Annotated in this window: 15 protein-coding genes; 5 read left to right on the top strand and 10 right to left on the bottom strand. The window is 48.7% G+C overall.

All coding sequences use genetic code 11. The annotated features are described in order from the left end of the window. Positions 1-16 precede the first annotated feature (16 nt). The 6 genes from J7438_RS07660 to recQ all read right to left on the bottom strand — a co-directional run bounded on the left by J7438_RS07660 (position 17) and on the right by recQ (position 6,060). Positions 17-319 (bottom strand): hypothetical protein, encoded by a 303-nt coding sequence (locus J7438_RS07660; protein WP_209276089.1) that lies wholly within the window; start codon positions 317-319, stop codon positions 17-19. Then, positions 319-1,893, bottom strand: coding sequence for a type II and III secretion system protein family protein (locus J7438_RS07655; protein WP_286196461.1), 1,575 nt, complete (start codon positions 1,891-1,893; stop codon positions 319-321). Before J7438_RS07655 ends, J7438_RS07660 begins: the two co-directional genes overlap by 1 nt. An 18-nt stretch (positions 1,894-1,911) precedes the next feature. After that, positions 1,912-2,721, bottom strand: coding sequence for a Flp pilus assembly protein CpaB (gene cpaB / locus J7438_RS07650; protein ID WP_209276087.1), 810 nt, complete (start codon positions 2,719-2,721; stop codon positions 1,912-1,914). Between the two features lie 56 nt (positions 2,722-2,777). Further along, positions 2,778-3,302 (bottom strand): A24 family peptidase, encoded by a 525-nt coding sequence (locus J7438_RS07645; protein ID WP_209276086.1) that lies wholly within the window; start codon positions 3,300-3,302, stop codon positions 2,778-2,780. 144 nt (positions 3,303-3,446) lie between these two features. After that, positions 3,447-3,635: a Flp family type IVb pilin gene (locus J7438_RS07640; protein WP_209276085.1), complete on the bottom strand. Its 189-nt coding sequence runs from the start codon at positions 3,633-3,635 to the stop codon at positions 3,447-3,449. A gap of 214 nt (positions 3,636-3,849) precedes the next feature. Next, on the bottom strand, positions 3,850-6,060 hold the full coding sequence (gene recQ / locus J7438_RS07635) for a DNA helicase RecQ (protein WP_209276084.1): 2,211 nt from the start codon (positions 6,058-6,060) through the stop codon (positions 3,850-3,852). A gap of 39 nt (positions 6,061-6,099) precedes the next feature. On the opposite strand from recQ, the gene J7438_RS07630 reads away from it, so the two are divergent. Further along, complete coding sequence (locus J7438_RS07630; protein ID WP_209201484.1) at positions 6,100-6,249, top strand: hypothetical protein; 150 nt, start codon at positions 6,100-6,102, stop codon at positions 6,247-6,249. Between the two features lie 285 nt (positions 6,250-6,534). Further along, positions 6,535-7,542, top strand: a complete 1,008-nt coding sequence (gene dusA, locus J7438_RS07625; RefSeq protein WP_209276083.1) for a tRNA dihydrouridine(20/20a) synthase DusA — start codon at positions 6,535-6,537, stop codon at positions 7,540-7,542. A 27-nt stretch (positions 7,543-7,569) separates the two neighbouring features. Here dusA and J7438_RS07620 read toward each other — a convergent pair whose 3' ends face one another. The 4 genes from J7438_RS07620 to J7438_RS07605 all read right to left on the bottom strand — a co-directional run bounded on the left by J7438_RS07620 (position 7,570) and on the right by J7438_RS07605 (position 11,329). Next, a complete protein-coding gene (locus J7438_RS07620; RefSeq protein WP_209276082.1) occupies positions 7,570-8,073 on the bottom strand; it encodes an STAS domain-containing protein in 504 nt (167 codons plus the stop codon). Between the two features lie 2 nt (positions 8,074-8,075). Further along, positions 8,076-9,251 (bottom strand): SpoIIE family protein phosphatase, encoded by a 1,176-nt coding sequence (locus tag J7438_RS07615; RefSeq protein WP_209201487.1) that lies wholly within the window; start codon positions 9,249-9,251, stop codon positions 8,076-8,078. Positions 9,252-9,453: 202 nt separating this feature from the next. Continuing rightward, the gene (locus tag J7438_RS07610; RefSeq protein ID WP_353620105.1) at positions 9,454-10,155 is read right to left on the bottom strand and encodes an MlaA family lipoprotein; all 702 of its coding nucleotides are present in this window, start codon (positions 10,153-10,155) and stop codon (positions 9,454-9,456) included. Between the two features lie 253 nt (positions 10,156-10,408). After that, positions 10,409-11,329 carry a bile acid:sodium symporter family protein gene (locus J7438_RS07605; protein WP_209201489.1) on the bottom strand — a complete coding sequence of 307 codons (921 nt, stop codon included), beginning with the start codon at positions 11,327-11,329 and terminating at the stop codon, positions 10,409-10,411. Between the two features lie 578 nt (positions 11,330-11,907). On the opposite strand from J7438_RS07605, the gene J7438_RS07600 reads away from it, so the two are divergent. The 3 genes from J7438_RS07600 to J7438_RS07590 all read left to right on the top strand — a co-directional run bounded on the left by J7438_RS07600 (position 11,908) and on the right by J7438_RS07590 (position 17,674). Next, the gene (locus J7438_RS07600) at positions 11,908-13,878 is read left to right on the top strand and encodes a coiled-coil domain-containing protein (protein WP_209276081.1); all 1,971 of its coding nucleotides are present in this window, start codon (positions 11,908-11,910) and stop codon (positions 13,876-13,878) included. A 164-nt stretch (positions 13,879-14,042) separates the two neighbouring features. Continuing rightward, a complete protein-coding gene (locus J7438_RS07595) occupies positions 14,043-14,408 on the top strand; it encodes a hypothetical protein (protein WP_209276080.1) in 366 nt (121 codons plus the stop codon). Positions 14,409-14,824: 416 nt separating this feature from the next. Next, a complete protein-coding gene (locus J7438_RS07590; RefSeq protein WP_209276079.1) occupies positions 14,825-17,674 on the top strand; it encodes a coiled-coil domain-containing protein in 2,850 nt (949 codons plus the stop codon). Positions 17,675-17,730: the final 56 nt, after the last annotated feature.

Genomic DNA, 17,730 nt, shown 5'->3' with positions numbered 1-17,730 from the left:
TAAGGCTGCTGTGTGGTCAGTTACCTAAATCAAGAGTGATACTGTTGTTCTCCGATGATTCACTACTTTCACTACCCCGATATTCCCCGAGACTTTGGGCCGCCCGGCCACCATCTTCACCGCTTAACAGTTTGTCAGAGTTCTGTTCAGAGGCGTTCGGGTGTAACCGTTGACTGACCATAATGGACTTAACGGCAAGACGGCGTGTGTCAGCGGCTTCATCAGTAAAGTGATGCCGTTCTTTCATCACGCAACCGGTTAATGCCACTGATACCAGGGTGAGAAGAAGTATGGAACGTTTACTGTTTAACCGGATCATTAGTAATCACCTCCCAGGTCATGACCGTACTGGCCTTCCGCACCGGCATGGGCTATCCGTTTCTGCGGGTTATCGGTTGCCGACTGAGCTTCCGGCTGGAATTGCCCAAGCAGATAAAAGGCGCGGTCATCCGGAGCCACAAACGTATCGGTAGGCAGGGAGGGCTCTGGATTCTGTAATGGTCTTGCCAGACGGGGTGTCACCATAATCACCAGTTCCGTCTGGCCTTTCTGGAATTCCTGGCTGCGGAACAGATAGCCAAGCACCGGTACATCGCCCAGGCCGGGGAATTTATCCACCACATCCCGCAGGTTTTCGTTGACCAGTCCGGCAATGGCAATGGTCTGTCCATCCATCAGTTCAACCGTGGACTGGGCACTGCGCTTGGTCAGGGTGGGAATCACCAGCACATTGGAGTTATTGGCAAAACCGAAAGAGGAGGCACTATAGCTGATAATATCGCTGACATTGACATCGAGCTGCAGGTTAATACGACCAGAGTCCAGTACCATAGGAAGGAACTGAAGACCAACGCCGTATTCCTTGTAATCGATGGTCACTTGATCATCACCGGAGTTGACCGGAATCGGAAACTCGCCACCGGCGATAAATTTAGCCTCCCGGCCACTCATGGTGGTCAGTGTTGGCTCTGCCAGAATCCGGGCAATGCTGTTGTCTTTTGCTGCATCGATATAAAGATTAAACAGGCTGTCACCGGTCAGCAGACTGGCAAACAGCCCTGAGCCGGGCAGGGTGATATCATTCGGAGTAAACTGCTTCAGGGGAGGCCCCCAGACACCACCGTCCCGAATCAAGGGAATCGTATCACCACTGTCGGCGGTGGTGAGGTTGGGGAAACTGCTGCCACCGTTGGAACCACCAACACTCCAGCGTCCACCATTGGTCAGGGCATTAAATTTGATGCCCAAACGTTTGAGGTGGTTACGCTGGACCTCGGCCACCTTAACTTCCAGCATCACCTGGCGGGCACCGCCGATGCTCATCAAACTGATGACACTGGCATCGTCATCAGTTCCGGCAGCAAAACTCTGAGCAAGACGAATAGCGGAATCCTGAACGATGGCATCGGAAACTTCACCGGAGAGCACAATATCCCGGCCACTGCTGCGCACTTCGATGGTTTCTCCGGGCAGCAGGCGGTACAGTTTACGCTTCAGCAGATTCAGGTCGTGGGTCACTTCAATATTGAGATTGGCCAGCAGTTGGTCTTTGCTGTCCCAGGCGTGAATATTGGTTTGTCCCAGGGATTTGGCAACCACGTATACCTGACCACTGTCCAGTACCAGCAGGTCGGCAATATCGGGATTTCCCACCGAAATCCGGCCCGGCTTGCCCGCAAGATTGATCAGCCGGGACTGATTAATAGCCACCTGATGCTGATGATGACTGCCCCGTGAGATATCAATGGCGCTGGCCGCAAAAGCATGCTCGGGTATCAGTGGGGTTGATAACAGACACAGTGAGAGACTGCCGAGAGCGCAGCCTTTGATGCACTTTCTGAAATACCCTCTGGCCAGCTTCTTGAGAATAAGTCGATTCGGTGAACATAACATCGTAAACACTACCCCTGATCAGTTGCTGGAAGCCAGAGAGGCCGGTTGCCCGGAAGCACCAGGACTGACAGACTGGCCTTTCAGTCGGGTCAGCTCCCGGGAGGTGCCCCGGATAATCTGCAGCCGGTTATCTTCCACCTCCGGGTACAAAGATTCTTCCGGATTGCGCAAAGAAAGTTGCAGGCTGCCACGGCTGCTGGCCAGCACCAGGGATTCGCTGTCCCGTGGTGAGACTTCCAGGGTCACCGAGCGCACCACCTGGGGACGACCGCTGTCGTTGATAGCCTGCTGGTCTACTGCCAGCACTACCACATCTGAAAGAAGAATTTCGGAGTTGTCCGTATTATTGGAGCCACCGTTGCGGGCAGTTTGGATGGACAGCACATCCACCCGGTCACCGGGCAGTACAAAACCGGCAACACCACTGACATCGTTTACCCGGACGCTCACCGCCCGCATGCCCGGCTGTACCCGGGTGGCCAGCAAACCACCGGTACCGGCATCGGTTAACCGTGCGGACATAATAATATCCCCTGGCAACAGTGCATTCAGGGCCATCTTGCCGTTTATCTCTGTAAGCCTGGTCAGCGCACCGTCGGGCAGATGTTCAAGGGCAATATCCATGGTGGAGACCAGGTCACTGGTCAGGAGAGTGCCGAAGGGAATGGTCTCTTTTGCCACCAGCACCTGCCCCATGGGGATACCCTGCTGCTGGGCCTGAACCGGCTGGGTGGATTCTGCCCCGGTCAGTTGTGTGCTGGCATACCAGGCGGCAGTGAGTCCCATCACTGCGGAGAAACCCAACATACCCAATGTGCGTCCGTTCATGGGTGCTTCCTTGCTGTTTCAATGTTGATAAGGTCTAGGTTGTCGGGAAACAACGGCTAAACCAGTGTCTGATAATAAAATTGCAGAATAACTCCGGTGGTAATGGCCAGGGCATAGGGAAATTTGCCTGTGGCCACCTCGCCATCAACCGGTGATAAATAAGTCATTAGTCGTGTGCTGAGCCAGTAACGTTGCATTGTGGGTAACAGCTGGCCTTTAAGGGCAATATAAAGCAGTGCCAGTATGCCGCCGGCGATCAGGGTAAACAGGGCGGAAATAAAGATTGCCTGGCTGCCGAGTATGGCACCCAATGCGGTCATTAATTTTACATCACCGGCTCCTATGGCTTTGTTAAACAGGTAGCCGGGGAAGAAGCAGGCAAAGCCGGTGAGGGTGCCCAGTGTGGAAAACATAAGGCCGCCAGTGCTGTCGGTGATGGTGTGAAAGGCAATGGCAAGAATAATCACGGTGCCATTTAGCCAGTTGGGAATTCGGTTGTATCGACTATCGAAATAGCAGGCCAGTAACAGAGTGCTGCATAGCAGAAGAATCAGGGCCTGCGGGTAATCCGCTACCTGCATGGGTTTTCCGTATTTTAATTTTTTTTATGATTCTCGTTCCCATGCTTTACGTGGGAATGCAGACAGTACTACTTGTCTGCTTTGGGGTGTCTTTGGATGTTGTATGCGCTCCCACGCAGAAACCTGGGAACGAGGCGAACAAGGTTAACTAGTCAATTTATTTATCTGTGTTTTGATTTGGCTAGCTATGCTGGCGAAAATACCGTCATTACCGCTGAATTGTGAAGTGAAAGCAGTAGCTCCCGCAACAATGGCAGCAACTAAAACCGCATACTCAACAGCAGCCAGCCCATCTTCTTCTTTAAGGAAATCGCGAATCAATTGCCTGATCATGTTAATAATCCTTTTACTAACTTTATAAATGTGATCGGTTTGGGAGCGATTGGTACTAACATCCCTACAATCGCTGGACATATATTAATCAGCTTTGTCAATTTGTGTCTATAGTTTGTGTGAATTTGGTCAATATTTTATCTGTATGCCATCTGAACGGATATTTCTTCGGCGAGTTTATATCCTGCAACGAGCCGGATCCCTTTTTGATTTTTTATCTGTTGTCGTCGGTTTTGTCCGTGAGTGATTGCGGATGATGAACCAGATAGTGCAGTCTTAACAGATGCAACTCATCATAAGAAACCTGTTCCTGCATCGCATCAAACAGTGGTCGTAAACGATCAGTACCATGGGTGTCTATGGCTTCCAGAACACGAGCCTGTTGTGCAGGCAATAGCCGGGACTGTTGGAGAAAAGCATCCGAAACCGGCAGATGAGCGACTTCCGTCTGGTATTTATAGAGATGGCTGAGCAGGGTAGGCAGCTTCAGATTGAACTCGTCCTGAAGACGGTTGAGACAGTTATACTTGCTGAACGACTCCCCAACCTCAACATGTCTGCCCCGGCTTACTGTTCGATGACGGGGGCGGCTGTCAATGGCAGAGGGTTTTGCGATCTCTTCTATCTGATGTTTTTCGCAAAATGAGATGATTTCATGGAGAAACGCATCGCCATAGTGATCCAGTTTTACCTGACCAACACCGCTGATCTGTAGCAGACTGTATCTGGATTGTGGAAATCTGGCCGACATTTCAATCAGGGTTTTATCGGAAAAAATAACGTAAGGCGGCACGTTCTCCTGATCTGCCAACACCTTGCGACAGGCTCTGAGAATATTAAACAACTCGTGGTTATACTCCAGACTGCTCTGTTTCTCTGCTGTTGCTTTACTGGCAGGTTCTGCTCTTTGCGTAAGCCTGATCTGGATTTGCTGAGCCCCTTTGAGTACGGCACGGGAGTTGTCGGTCAGTTTTAAGCTGCCGTATTCCGCATCCTGAAGTACCAGGTTTTCCTGGATCAATTTACGGGCCAGCTGCTGCCACTGGGGTCTGGTCAATTCAGTACCGATGCCGTAGGTGGGAATCTGGTCATGTTGCCGTTCCCGGATTCTTTTGGATTTTGATCCCCGCAGCACATCAATGATATAGGACACACCAAAGAGCTGTCCTGTGCGATAGATGCAGGAGAGCAGTTTCTGGGCGGGTACGGTCACATCAGTAAACGGCTGTTTCTCGGATAAGCAGTTGTCGCAGAGCTGGCAGTTTTCCTGGCTATAGGCTTCACCGAAATAGTGCAGCAGCGGTGCTCTCCGGCACTCCTCGGATTCTGCATAGCCGATCAGAGCGTTCAGGTGCAGGTTGGCGATGCGCTGTTCCGAATCGGGTTTCTGGTTGATAAAGAACTTGACCTTCTGAATATCGCCATAGCTGAACAGGAAGTGGCAGTTGGCAGGCAGTCCGTCCCGCCCGGCACGGCCGATCTGCTGGTAGTAGCTTTCAATATTCTGAGGCATATCAAAGTGGAGAACAAAACGAACGTTGGATTTATTGATGCCCATGCCAAACGCTACGGTGGCCACCATGATCTGAATATCATCCCGGATAAAAGCGGACTGGTTAGTCTTCCTTTCTTCACTGGAGAGCCCGGCATGATAGGGCGCTACGGAACAACCGTTATCCGCCAGAATCTGCGTCAGCTCATCCACCTGTTTCCTGGAATTGCAGTAGATAATGCCGGACTGATTCTGGTATTTCTCAATCAGTTTCAGGGTCTGGTCAACAGGCTTCTTTTTTTCCATCACTTCCAGAAACAGGTTGGTCCGGTTAAAGCTGGCGATAAACTCATTGGTGTCGGACATCTGCAGACTGGTTTTTATATCCTGCTGTACCCTCGGTGTGGCGGTGGCTGTCAGTGCCACACAGACGGCATTTGGAAAGAGTCGGCGCACCTCTGCCAGTTGCCGGTATTCCGGGCGGAAATCATGACCCCATTCGGAGATGCAGTGGGCTTCATCAATGGTCAGGCAGTCAATGTTGAGGGTGCTGAGCAACTGTTGCGTACGTTCCAGCATCAGGGTTTCCGGTGCCATATACAGCAGTTTGATGTTGCCATTGCGCACCTGGCCCAGAGTGTTATGATAATCCGCACTGCTCAGGGTGCTGTTTAACAGGGCGGCGGGGATGCCCAGAGAAGTCAGTTGATGGACCTGATCTTCCATCAGGGAGATCAGCGGTGAGATTACCAGGGTCAGTCCCGGAAAGATCAGAGCCGGGATCTGGTAACAGATAGACTTTCCACCACCGGTGGGCATGATGGCCAGCGTGTCGTTACGAGCCAGTATGTTGTCGATAATGGCGCTCTGATGTGAGCGAAATGCATCGTATCCAAAGACGGAATTGAGTATTTCTAGTGCTGGTGCGGACATAGCTATTTGAATTCAGGCTGTTTCAGGATAGAAATTCCAATGGTTGTCCTTTTTACCGTCTTTATGCTGCCATTTTCAACTTTTTTGCTGGTTCAAAAAGGTTGGCCCGTGGAAATTGATATGGCAATTTTTATTGAAGTAATTATCACCAGCGCAGGAGAACAGGCAATCACCCTTTGCCCTCCGTAGCCTTTCGGTTTTAAGCAAGAATAGCCTTCCCACTGTTTTTTGCTAAAAAAATATCCGGGCTAGTACACTTGCCACCTTTTATAGTTTTTTGAATCTGAACGGTATACCGCACATTTCCCGACTTTGTTTTTCTTGTTGAGGTTGTCATACTTGATAACTATTTTTTTCAGGGTTCTGAGGTCGTGTTTCACTACTTTTATTGGGTAGTAAATGCGTAGCAAATACGTAGCAAATGGCAGTCGATTTCGGGGTTTTTCAGATTTTTTCAGTGGACCTTAGTGGTTAATGAATCAACCTATAGCTAATAAAGAGACAACGGTGGTTTCACCGGATCGGCGATTTTCCGTGGCACCAATGATGGACTGGACTGACAGACACTGTCGCTACTTCCACCGTGTCCTGTCAGAACGGGCACTGCTGTACACCGAGATGGTCACCACCGGTGCCCTGGTATTCGGCGATAAAGACCGCTTTTTACAGCATGATGCATTTGAATACCCATTGGCCATTCAGCTCGGTGGACATGATGCCAGCGACCTTGCCTTTTGCGCCGGGCTGGCGGAAGAACGGGGTTATCAGGAAGTTAACCTGAACGTGGGTTGTCCCAGTGACCGGGTGCAAAATGGCCGTATCGGTGCCTGTCTGATGGCCGAGCCGGAAACCGTAGCCAATGCTGTCAGAGCCATGAAAGAGCGTGTGGCCATTCCGGTAACGGTAAAGCATCGCATCGGTATTAATGGTCGCGAGTCCCGGGAAGAGTTGCTGGACTTTGTCGGTACTGTGGCAGAGGCGGGGTGCGATACCTTTATCGTTCATGCCCGTATTGCCGTTCTGGAAGGGCTTTCTCCGAAAGAGAATCGGGATATTCCGCCGTTAAAGCCAGATTGGGTGTATGAACTTAAAACTCAGTTTCCCGGGCTGAATATTTCTATTAATGGCGGGATCAAGACCTTTGAGGAGATCGATCATCACCTGCAGTATGTGGATGGAGTGATGCTGGGTCGTGAAGCCTACCAGAATCCGTATCTGCTATCCGAGGTGGATGGTCGGCTCTATGGTTGTCAGCAGCCCGTGAAGAGTCGCGCTGAAGTGATCGAGAAGATGCTGCCCTATATTAAGTCAGAGCTTGCCAGGGGAACATGGCTCAGCCATATTACCCGCCATATGCTGGGGCTTTATCATGGTGTACCCGGCGGCCGTCGTTTTCGCAGGCACATCAGTGAAAATGCCCATAAAGCCGGTGCCGGGATTGATGTGCTGCTTGATGCTGTCAGGCTTGTGGAAAGCGTGTAATACCTGAAGGCAATGTGAAAACAAACGTCAGGCAGTCAGCTCTGGCTGCCTGCAGCGCTCCAGTTGTTTAACCAGGTCACTGAAGGCCTTCTGGTTGTCTTCATTCAGGCTCATAAGCGTTCTGTGGGCTTCCAGTACCCGGGCATGAATGGATTCCTCACTGCACTCCTCACATTCAATGTCCTGGTATTCGCAGGTCTGACCGGCGACATCTTCAACAATGATAAAGATTCGCTCAAAACCCATGCTCATAAGGATTCTGGTGATATCAGGGCGGGGAGATATCAGCACTGGCCGCTGGTCTATCTGCTTTCTGGCCATAATGGATAATTTCGCCAATAGCCCCAGTGACGTGCTGTCGATGGTTTCCGCCTCTGAAAGGTCAACAATCACCGAACGAAATTGCGGCTCTTCGAACATGGCCTGAAGCAGATTCTCCAGACTGGAGCAGAGGGTGAGTCGAACTTCTCCGATCAGCTTAAGTACGTAGGTACCTTCGCTTTCGGCAAACTGAATTTTTCCGGGTGTCATAATCAGTATCGAGCCAGTATTAACATTGCAATGTCATCAGGGGCTTCCTGAATATCATTGAGCCCCAGCCTTTCGGTCAATGTTGCTATGGTGTCGGCACCTTCTCCGATAACCGATAATAAATGATCTTCCTTTTCTTTGAGGCTTTTCTGGGGCAAAACCTCAAGAATACCATCAGATAGAATAGTTAAGCTGAATTGCCGGGGCAAGTCTATAATAACATCCTCATAGGCAGCATCTTCAAACAATCCTACCGGTAAGCCTTTGCCTTCAAGAAAACGGACCTTTTTGCCTTCTTCAGCGATCACAGGTAATGGAAAATGTCCGCCAAACGAGTAGGTAAGCGTCTGGTCACGGGTATTGACTATGCCACCAAACACGGTGACATGTTTTCCCAGTCCGGTTTTCAGCAGGCTCTGGTTAATGTAGCTCAGGACATGTGAAGGTTTGACCCTGATTTTACCGCCGTTGTTGTGATAGTCCTGAAGCAGGCTGATGGACATGTGCTTGAGAAGCACGGTAACAAAAGCAGATGACGCGCCATGCCCGGAAACATCGGCCAGATAGAAGGCAAAACTGTGGTCGCTGAGCGTGAAATAGTCGACAAAATCCCCGCTTAAATAAAGGGATGGGATAATGTTGTGGTCAACTTTGAAATCCTTGTATTCCAGCGGGTGTCTGGGCAGCATATTCATCTGCACCTGACGGCCGGCTTTCTGGTCCTCCTGCAGCAGGGTCAGGCTGCTTTTCAAAGAGTTGATGGCTTCTTCGAGGCTGGCCCGGTAGCGCTTGTTTTCCATCAGTAACTGGGCTTTTTCAAGAGCCCGGTGGATGGCGTACTCTAATACCTCAAGATCCACGATCGGCTTCACCAGGAAATCGCTGGCACCAAGGTGCAGGGCTTCTACCACATCGGTCATAACGCCAGCGCCGGAGACAACAATAAAGGGTATGTCACTGGCTTCACTGCGCACCTGGCTCAGCATGGTGAGTCCATCCATGATCGGCATGCGAAGATCACACAGAATCAGGTCCGGATGGCAGTCACGAAAAATATGCAGGCCCTGTTGTCCATTTCCGGCTTCATGGGTTTTGAAGCCAATGCCTTGCAGGTAGGCGACAATGCTTTCACGTACTATAGTGTCATCGTCGATGACCAGAATGGTACTGCCGGTCATGGATACACCCGCAAAGTAAAGTGAAGATAAGGACCCGCGTGAACCCGATACATTCGGATAAAAAAACCACATTAAAATGTAAAGTTAAGGGAAAAATACTCCCAAGCTGCCTTGGCTGCAAGCGGGAGTATTGGCAAATTAATGTGTTTGCTTAAAGTCATCGGAGCCAATGGCTGATGCGATTGTCATTGACGGTTTATAGTTAGAAGTCATCTTCAGGCAGCTGGCCGGTGATCAAATATTCACGTCTTTGTAAATAAGTGTCCCGGATAAAGGTGTAACGGTCTCCAAGAATCAGCTCTTCAGCATCCAGGAATTGAGCGCGACGATTGATAAGGTCAATGCCGTCGAGAATCCAGCGATCCCGCTCAGTGTCATGATAGGCTACCGGATTGGTGAATGCATCAGGAATTCGGCCAACGCCGGAACGGAACGTACTCGGGCCAAGTAACGGAAGCACAAGGTAAGGTCCGGAAGGTATCCCCCAGTTGGCAAAAGCCAGCCCGAAATCGCTGTAGCGCTTATCAAGCCCCATGGGCGTTGCTACATCAATCAGGCCAAGAATACCCGCCGTTGAATTGATGATGAAGCGGCCTGATGACACCAGTGCATCCTGCCCTTTGAGCTGGACGCCGGCACTGGCGATATTTCTCAGTTCCCCGAGGTTGCTGAAGAAGTTGCTGACTAATGTTTGCACCGGCCCGGGGGTGACAAAGTGGTAGGTCTTTGCCACCGGCTTCAGGGCATAGTGATCCAGGGTGTCATTCAGTTTGAACACCCGGCGGTTCCAGCCCTCCAGTGGATCATCGTAAGAGACGGGTTCAGTGCCAAACGTCAAAGCGGGAAAGAGTGTCAGTACCATTACGACAACTGAACGAACAATAAACGCAGGAGAATGATTCACACGTTTGATCCTTGATTCCTTGTTAATTTTCAACGTCTTCAATGACTCAGGCACACCTGTTTTCTGTTGCATGCAATGACGGGATGAGTTTCGCAAACGGTTGTCCTGGACGGTTAGCTGTCGGGATGAGTTATAAAAAAGCGATGATGAGGCTATTTTAACTTGATCTCATGTACTATTGCCAACCCATGGTCAGCTTCAGAGGTTGAGAACAATCTCCCCGTCCCATCGCCATTGTCCAAATGTCCCGGTATCACCCCGCCTGACTGGGTGAATCCGCTGTCGGGTTAAAGCCCGGAGTCTGTTTGGCCCCATCACCCCATCGACGTAACAAAATCACGGACGGGAACGCAACCGCATACATCGTCAGCGAATACACCGCTGCTGGCAGGGCGAGGTCTGGCAAGCCTGTACTCACGCCACTGATCAACACCGTCAGGGTCAGCGCCATGGGGGAATTCTGAATGCTGGCTTCAATGGCAAGGGTTTTGGACTCGGTACGGGTGAGATTAGACAATCGTCCCAGTATCAAACCAAAACACGTCATCACAATGGGTAAGAAAAGAAGTCCCAAAACCACTTGGGAAAAGTTATTCATAACATTTTCGGCGGAGGACACCACTGCACCAAGCACGATGATGGTCCACAATACGTAAGCCAAACGTTCGAGCCCGGTTTCAATTTTTACTGCAATTGACGTTTTAAAATGGCGGAAGATCACCCCGAGTGATACCGGCGTCGTGGTAATCAGAAAGGTGACTAAGGCAATGTCACTGAAGGAATACTCGTTTAATGCATCACCCAGGAAATGGGTCAATGACAGTGACACCAAAAAAGGAACAGACACAAAGGCCAGAATACTGGTAACGGCGGTTAAAGAGACGGATAACGCCACATCGCCTTTGGCTAATTTAGAAATAATGTTGCTGGTTACGCCCCCGGGGCAGAAGCTCAGGATCATCAGCCCTGCGGCAAAGGCGGGGGAAAACGAGAACAAATGCACCGTCAGATAGGCCAGCAGGGGCAGCACCATGACCTGGGCCGTCAGTGCAATGCCCACCACCCTTTTACGTTCCAGTACACGTTTAAAATCACTGATTTCAAGGCCCAGGCCCAGTGAAAACATAATGATGCTTTGGGCAACCAGCAGCGAAATATTGACTATAACGTCCATCTAACCTTCTCTCTTTGTTATTGTTGTTGAGAACTCCGTTCAGGGGCATCCTCCCGAAACTCTGAAAGCACAGCCCTGCTCACAGAACAACGTTATGTCGGTTAATATGCCTGCTCAAGGCGTGGGTGAATATTGAATTAACTTTTGTAGAGTGGTCAAAGAGAGGCATAGGAAGTTCTTTTTGCTGCTGAAAACTCAGACACCATAATCCGCTGCCTTCACTTGTGGGAGCACCGGTTTGGACAATCACATTAACAGTGAATCGGGAATAAATAACTCGTTATTCTTTAATGATATTAAAAATTATTTTTTTATTTATAAAATATTTATTTGGCTGGGAAACTAATTAATAACTTTCCACTCTAAAACAAGAGTTCAATTTTATCGATTTTAAATAAAAACATAGAGAGGGAATGATCATGGGACCTGTAACTGATAATCCGGTAAAAACCCTGGCTGCCAATGCTGGGCCGGATGCGGCTTATTCATCCGCTATCAAGGGTGTGAACGATGGAGCCAATGCAATACATCAAACAACCAAAGCTGCGGTTGATGACCTGGGCTTTAACAAGCCCGGTTTGATCAAATGGGGAAAATGGCTTGTTGGCAAGCTTGGCCCGTTTGGATACTTTGCCACTATTGTGCTTAGCCCGATACTTATCCCTGCCTCCCTGGCCTATGATGCGGGCAGAGGCATGAAACTCCTGTTCCGCAAGATCACCGGGGTTGAAGAGCCGGTTCAAAAGCTTCTGCCAATGATGGCAAAGCAGGTTCAGGAAGCCGGAAAGCTTAAGCAGCACAAACAACAAATTGATTCGAGGCATGCAGAAGTTTCTGCCCAGCTGGCAGCCTGGAAGACCCACTCGGGTGAGTTAAAGAGCCTGAACGATCAGGTTAATGATCAGGCTAAGCAGTTGGAGCTTAAATTAAAACGGGAGCAGAAGAGAAATCATCAGCTCAATGTTCTGCTGGAACGTTTAGCCAATCGTGCAGATGGTCTTGAGATCAATAATGAAGAAAACAGTAAACGTTATCAGGATTTAAGAGTTGCATTGGACAAACAACTGGCTGAAAAATCGGTACGTATTGCAGAGCTTTCCAAAGAGCTTGAAGCAGCCCGGCAGCAACATGATCATGATCAGGAAGGTGATATGCGGACCAGACAGGAACAGGCTGATGTAATTCATAATCTTGAGAGCAAATTAGCAGCAGACCAGCAGCAAATGTCTGATTTAGAGGGGCGTTACGAGGCAGAGATATGCAGATTATCAGGTCGGCATCTCTTTGAAACGATGAAGTCAGATAATCAGCATAAGCTTGAATTGAAGGAGCTTTCGGCGACGCTTCAATCTGAAATGGATACATTAGCGGGTGGTTATGAAGAAACTATTAAGGCTATCGAGGCTGAAAACGAAGAGCAGGTTCAAAAGCTGAGGGCGGAATGCCGCGAATTGAATCAGAGGATGAAAGATCAATGTGCTAATAATGAAAGTCTGCAGTTTGTGGAAACATCGCTTAGAGCCCAGGTATCTCAGCTTGAACAACAATACAGTAAATCTTGTGATCAATTAACGAGTTTGAAGGAGCAATACATTAATCTGCTTAAAGAAAAAGAAGCGAAAGCAAAGACCGAAATTCATACCCGATCACAGCTTGAGAGTCGTATTAAGGAGCTTCAGGCGACACTGGATATTCCAAAGGATTCACGTGGAGTGCAGACATCTGAAGTCACAGTAAGTGAATCCCGGGAGCGTGTCGACACAGCTTCCCAGGTAGAGGAGCAACCACTAACGGTGCTGGTCAATACGGATACCCAGACAGAGATTGGTTCCTCGGATGCTGAGTTCCACATGGTCGAAGGTGCCCTGCCAGGAGCGGGGCTTGAATTACTGATAAAACAGGCAGTTTCTGAGGACGAAGAGTTGCTGGGTATGCCTGTCCACGGTAACTCGGAGCAGGAAGAGGTAAACGTCAATGTCGGTACTCAACATGAGCTGGAAAATATAACCGATCAGCTTCATGCTGCAGAAAACAATGTTCTCCACCTTTCTAATGAGTTGCATAACCTCATGGAAAAACTTAAAAGTAACGAAGGTGATGTAGCTCGGTTGGTGGAAGAAAATAAAAAACTGTCAGAAGAAAAAGCAAAGCAAGATGAAGATTTAAATTCTCTGGAAATGTTGATTAGTGGAGAACGTTCGGATAGTGCGGATTTAACAGGTTTAAAAGAAGCATTAAAAGACAGGCTTGAAGCTGACGCTATGACAATCGGGGAGCTGGACGCTAAATCAAAAGCTATTGATGAAGAAAAGCGCAAACTGCTGACAAAAAATCAGGAATTGCATTACGAGAATGAGCGTTTATTGCAAGCAGTCAATCAATTTGAGGCGCTGCAGGAACAACAGGAAAAATTCATTGAACTTAAGGCGCAGCAGAAACAACAAAAGCAAGACGATCCAAGTACCGCTGAATTACCTCGGACTGAAACGCCTGGGTCAGTAGCTGCAAATGAGGTAGTAGAATCCGAAAATGTTGAACAAAAGCCATAACGCCAGTAGCAACCCAAAGGAAGGCATTATCGCAAGCAACAGGTGGAACAGATGTTTCCACCTTGCACCAATTGCAGACTGACATACTACCCTGGACTGTAAGTCTAAATGAGCAGACAGCCGGACAAGATCAGCGCTCAGCTTTGATGACTGAATGTCCCACTATGGTAGACGGGGCTTCTGATAATGGTCCTCCAGGGATAGATCAGGCCTTATCAACAGCAAGCAACGCGGTGGCTGCAGTTCGGCTGGATAATGCCATGATTGGTTTAGTGAAGTGGCCCTATAGCCAGCTCTGCAAATCCTTGTATCTGGCTTTTGATTACGGAGCGAAGCCCATGGCCTCATGGACATGGAAAAAGAGTACGGCTATTGTCGATGCTATACGGCAGAACACCGGCTGGCTTAATCGGAAGATATGGGCAAAAGCGCCTGATCGGGCCGATTCCGGCGCTAACACGGACAGTCTGCCAGTGTCTTCCAGGCCGGAAGCGGATGCTTCAACTGTACCCGATAATCCGGAAGTATAGCTACGGCTATGCTATCTGGTTTATGCTTTGCATAGTCAGCCTCCGAGAACCCTGCCGTATTAAACTGTCCTGCGCGGCAACCGCTCCTGTGTTCCCCTGGTACATGGTTTCAATGTAATTGATGGTTTCTCTCTATCAATGACGCCCAAACTTTGTTCGTCCCAAGCGGAGTCGAAGGGTGTAAACACCATACCCAAGACTGCGCCAATCACCCTTCGTCCGTGCATCCTGCGCGGAGATTACACCTCAAACTCATTGAAACGGTGTGCCTGCGCCGGCATCCATGTAGTCGTGAAATTGGTCTAAAACCCCGAACAACCCGATTGTCGAGTTGTCTCTCCCTGGTTTTCAGATAATGAGTTATCGGATATTGAAATTAAAACACTGTCTTTTGATTTTAAAAAAAATATGAATTCATGCAACTTTCTCCAGCTTTATCTTCTCCAAGCATTGTTATTTTGGCCCAACAAAAAATGCAAGGTAATAAAATGTCTTATAGCAATATCATGACACCTCCCCCCGCGGTGTCACAACCCAGCTTATATACTGGTGTGCCATCTTCTGTTCCCGAAAAGGGGCAGAGGCAGGTTTCCTGGGGGGGGAGTGGAGTAGCTAATTACGAGGCTGGCACGCCTCATTTGTCAGGACATCAGTATGCAGGGGCAGCTCCATCATTTGATGGCTCCCCCCCTTTTGGTGGTCGTGTTGTTGATCATGCTAACCCTGAGGCTATGTCCAGATTGAAGGAACACAACAATGAGCTAATGATGCAGAAAAACGAACTTCGCATGGCACTTCGTGACACTGAGGAAAAACTAAAAGCCAGTGAACAACGGAATCGTCACCTGGCAAAAAGAGCTGATATTCCTCCTGACAGATATACTGAATTATTAGCGAAGGAGCGAAGGGCCTCAAGATGGGAGGATTCGAGCCAGCGTATGACTGATTGTACCGAGCGACTCCTGGACTCTCACCAGATGGCTCGTCAAACAATCGTGGAGCTACTGGCTGAGAAAACATCATTAACTGAGTTACAGGAGCAGACGAGAGACACTCTTAATACTGTCAACCATGAGCTCAAAGGGGAGAGAGAGCAATCGGAGCAGGTTCAATTGAAATGGAGCGAGGCAGAGCAAGAGGTAGCCCGACTAAACAATGCGCTGCAATCTGCGCATGCCGATAAACAGTCTCTGGAAGGTCAGCTCAATCGCGCGTTAGACCATGCAAGCAATGCTGAAGAAAAGATGTATGCAGAGGCTGAGAAGAATCTTCAGCTGAAAACCACAATGTCAGAGCTGGTGACTGAAAAGTCAGAGCTGTCAGCGACTATTGAGAATATGGATCGTCGCGTGGCTTTTTTGAACAAAGAGATTGAGCGGGATGGGCAGGCGCTGTCTGCAATAAACCTGAAGAAGAACCAGTTAAGAGAAGAGTTGGACTCATATCGGAAAAATGAGACCCGGTTGCAAAATGAACTACATAACACGAAAACCAGTCTGGAGGCTGCCAATGGTCAACTGACCCGCTCGGAGAATTTATTAAGTGATACACAAAAAGAACTTTCGGAAGTAAAGAAAGAGGCACTTTCCCTGGAACAGCAGCTGACAAGGGTTCAGGCGGATAAAAATCACGTATCGGAACGCGCCAGGCAACTGCAGACCACGCTAAAGGAGAAACTGGAGTTAATAGAAAATCTCCAGACTGAACGTGCACGAATGGGAAAAGAAGTTGACTCTTTACGGGAGGAGGTGGGTCAAAGTAAGGCACGGGTTGCTCATCTGGAGCAAGAACTGAAAGAAAGTGAAAAAAATATTAAAGGTTTAGAGCAACGAATCGAACAACAGGTGTCAGAACTTGGCACTATGCATCGCATGGGAACGGAGTTTAATAATACAAAAACCCTTAATACAGAGTTGCAGCAGAAAAATCAGAAACTAACGGGTGAATTGGAAACAGCTCATAAGCAGGCCAGGGATAACCGGGCCCTGTACGATGCAGCTTTACTTGAAAAGGGTAAAACGGATCAGGCTCTGATGAAGGAGCAGAAATCTCATAAAATAGATATTGAAAATTTTCAACAAACGACCCAGAGTCAGCAGGAATTAATTCAGACTCATTTGTCATCAATTTCGGCGCGTGAGAAAGAGATTCGTGATCTGAACACTCAGGTACGCGGCCTTAGTGCCGAATTGGCTACCGCTAAAGCTGAAGGTAATAAGGAAGAAATTCAAAGACTACGCCAGGATGTTGCAGTAAAAGAGCAAAAAATTGCCATACTTCAGGAACAGCAAAGGGTATCCCAGACACAAATAGATACGCTGCGTGAACAGGTCGATCAGCTGCAGCAAAAACTGGCTGAATCTGAACTGGATTGCAAGAAGGGGGCGGCAACCATCAATGGTCATATTTCTATAATGAATAAAGCAGAAGTTGAGATCCGGGAGTTACGAGAACAACTGGAGGTAATCAACAGTATTAAAAAAAGCATTCTTGAACTAAAAGGTGGTGTACAAATGACTGGTAAGCGTATGGATGACTTCAGTGGTCGTTTACAGCGTTGTGAGGAAAAAATACAGGAATTTATCCGCAACATAGAACCAATTATGAATATCCCGAACTTTGCCTCAATGGTGAATGATATAAAGAGTGATTTAAAAGGACTGGGTAAAGAGTTCTCGACCATAAGAACGGAGCAGGGACAGAACGAAAATAGACTTGCTTCTCTGGAATCAAGAACAGAGCTGATGGAAAGTAGTAGCAAGACAAGTGTCACCATTAAAAGAGAAGAGAGGTCTATTGAGTCAGGCTCTTCTTCATTGATAACGAGTACGTCAGGCTTTGATGGCGTGTCCCAGTATGAGATCCAAAGAGGGCTTGCTGCCGACCTGGGGGTTGTTGAGGGTGCAGCCGTCGGCCAGAGTAGTCTGAACCAGGCTGGTGTGGATTCAGCGTACACTTCATTGCAATTACAGAGTCAATTGACAGCTGATGGAACAATGGTTTCATCAAGGCCGACCCACATGCAGGACAGCTCCAGTTTGAGAGGTGGCCTGACACCGATGGGACGTTATGGGGACGGCTTTTCATCCTCGGAGGATTACTCCTTTCGTGATCCTTACCCTGACATTCAGGAACTATTAAATGAGAATTTTGACTCTGGATCACGTTCGGAAATTACCTACCATAGTGTGAGTAGTACGAGGGATATGTATACAATGGAGTCGTTAACAATGCCTCTCAGCGGAGATAGCAGCGACGAAGCGTGACACTTATCAGGTGAACATCTGGCTGAGGATACCTCTGAAGCGATTCAGAGGTATTT

It is taken from the genome of Thalassotalea sp. G20_0 (genome assembly GCF_017744175.1).
Taxonomy (GTDB): domain Bacteria; phylum Pseudomonadota; class Gammaproteobacteria; order Pseudomonadales; family Endozoicomonadaceae; genus Endozoicomonas.
Note: the sequence above shows the minus strand (reverse complement) of the source record. Positions and strands in the feature narration are given on the sequence as shown.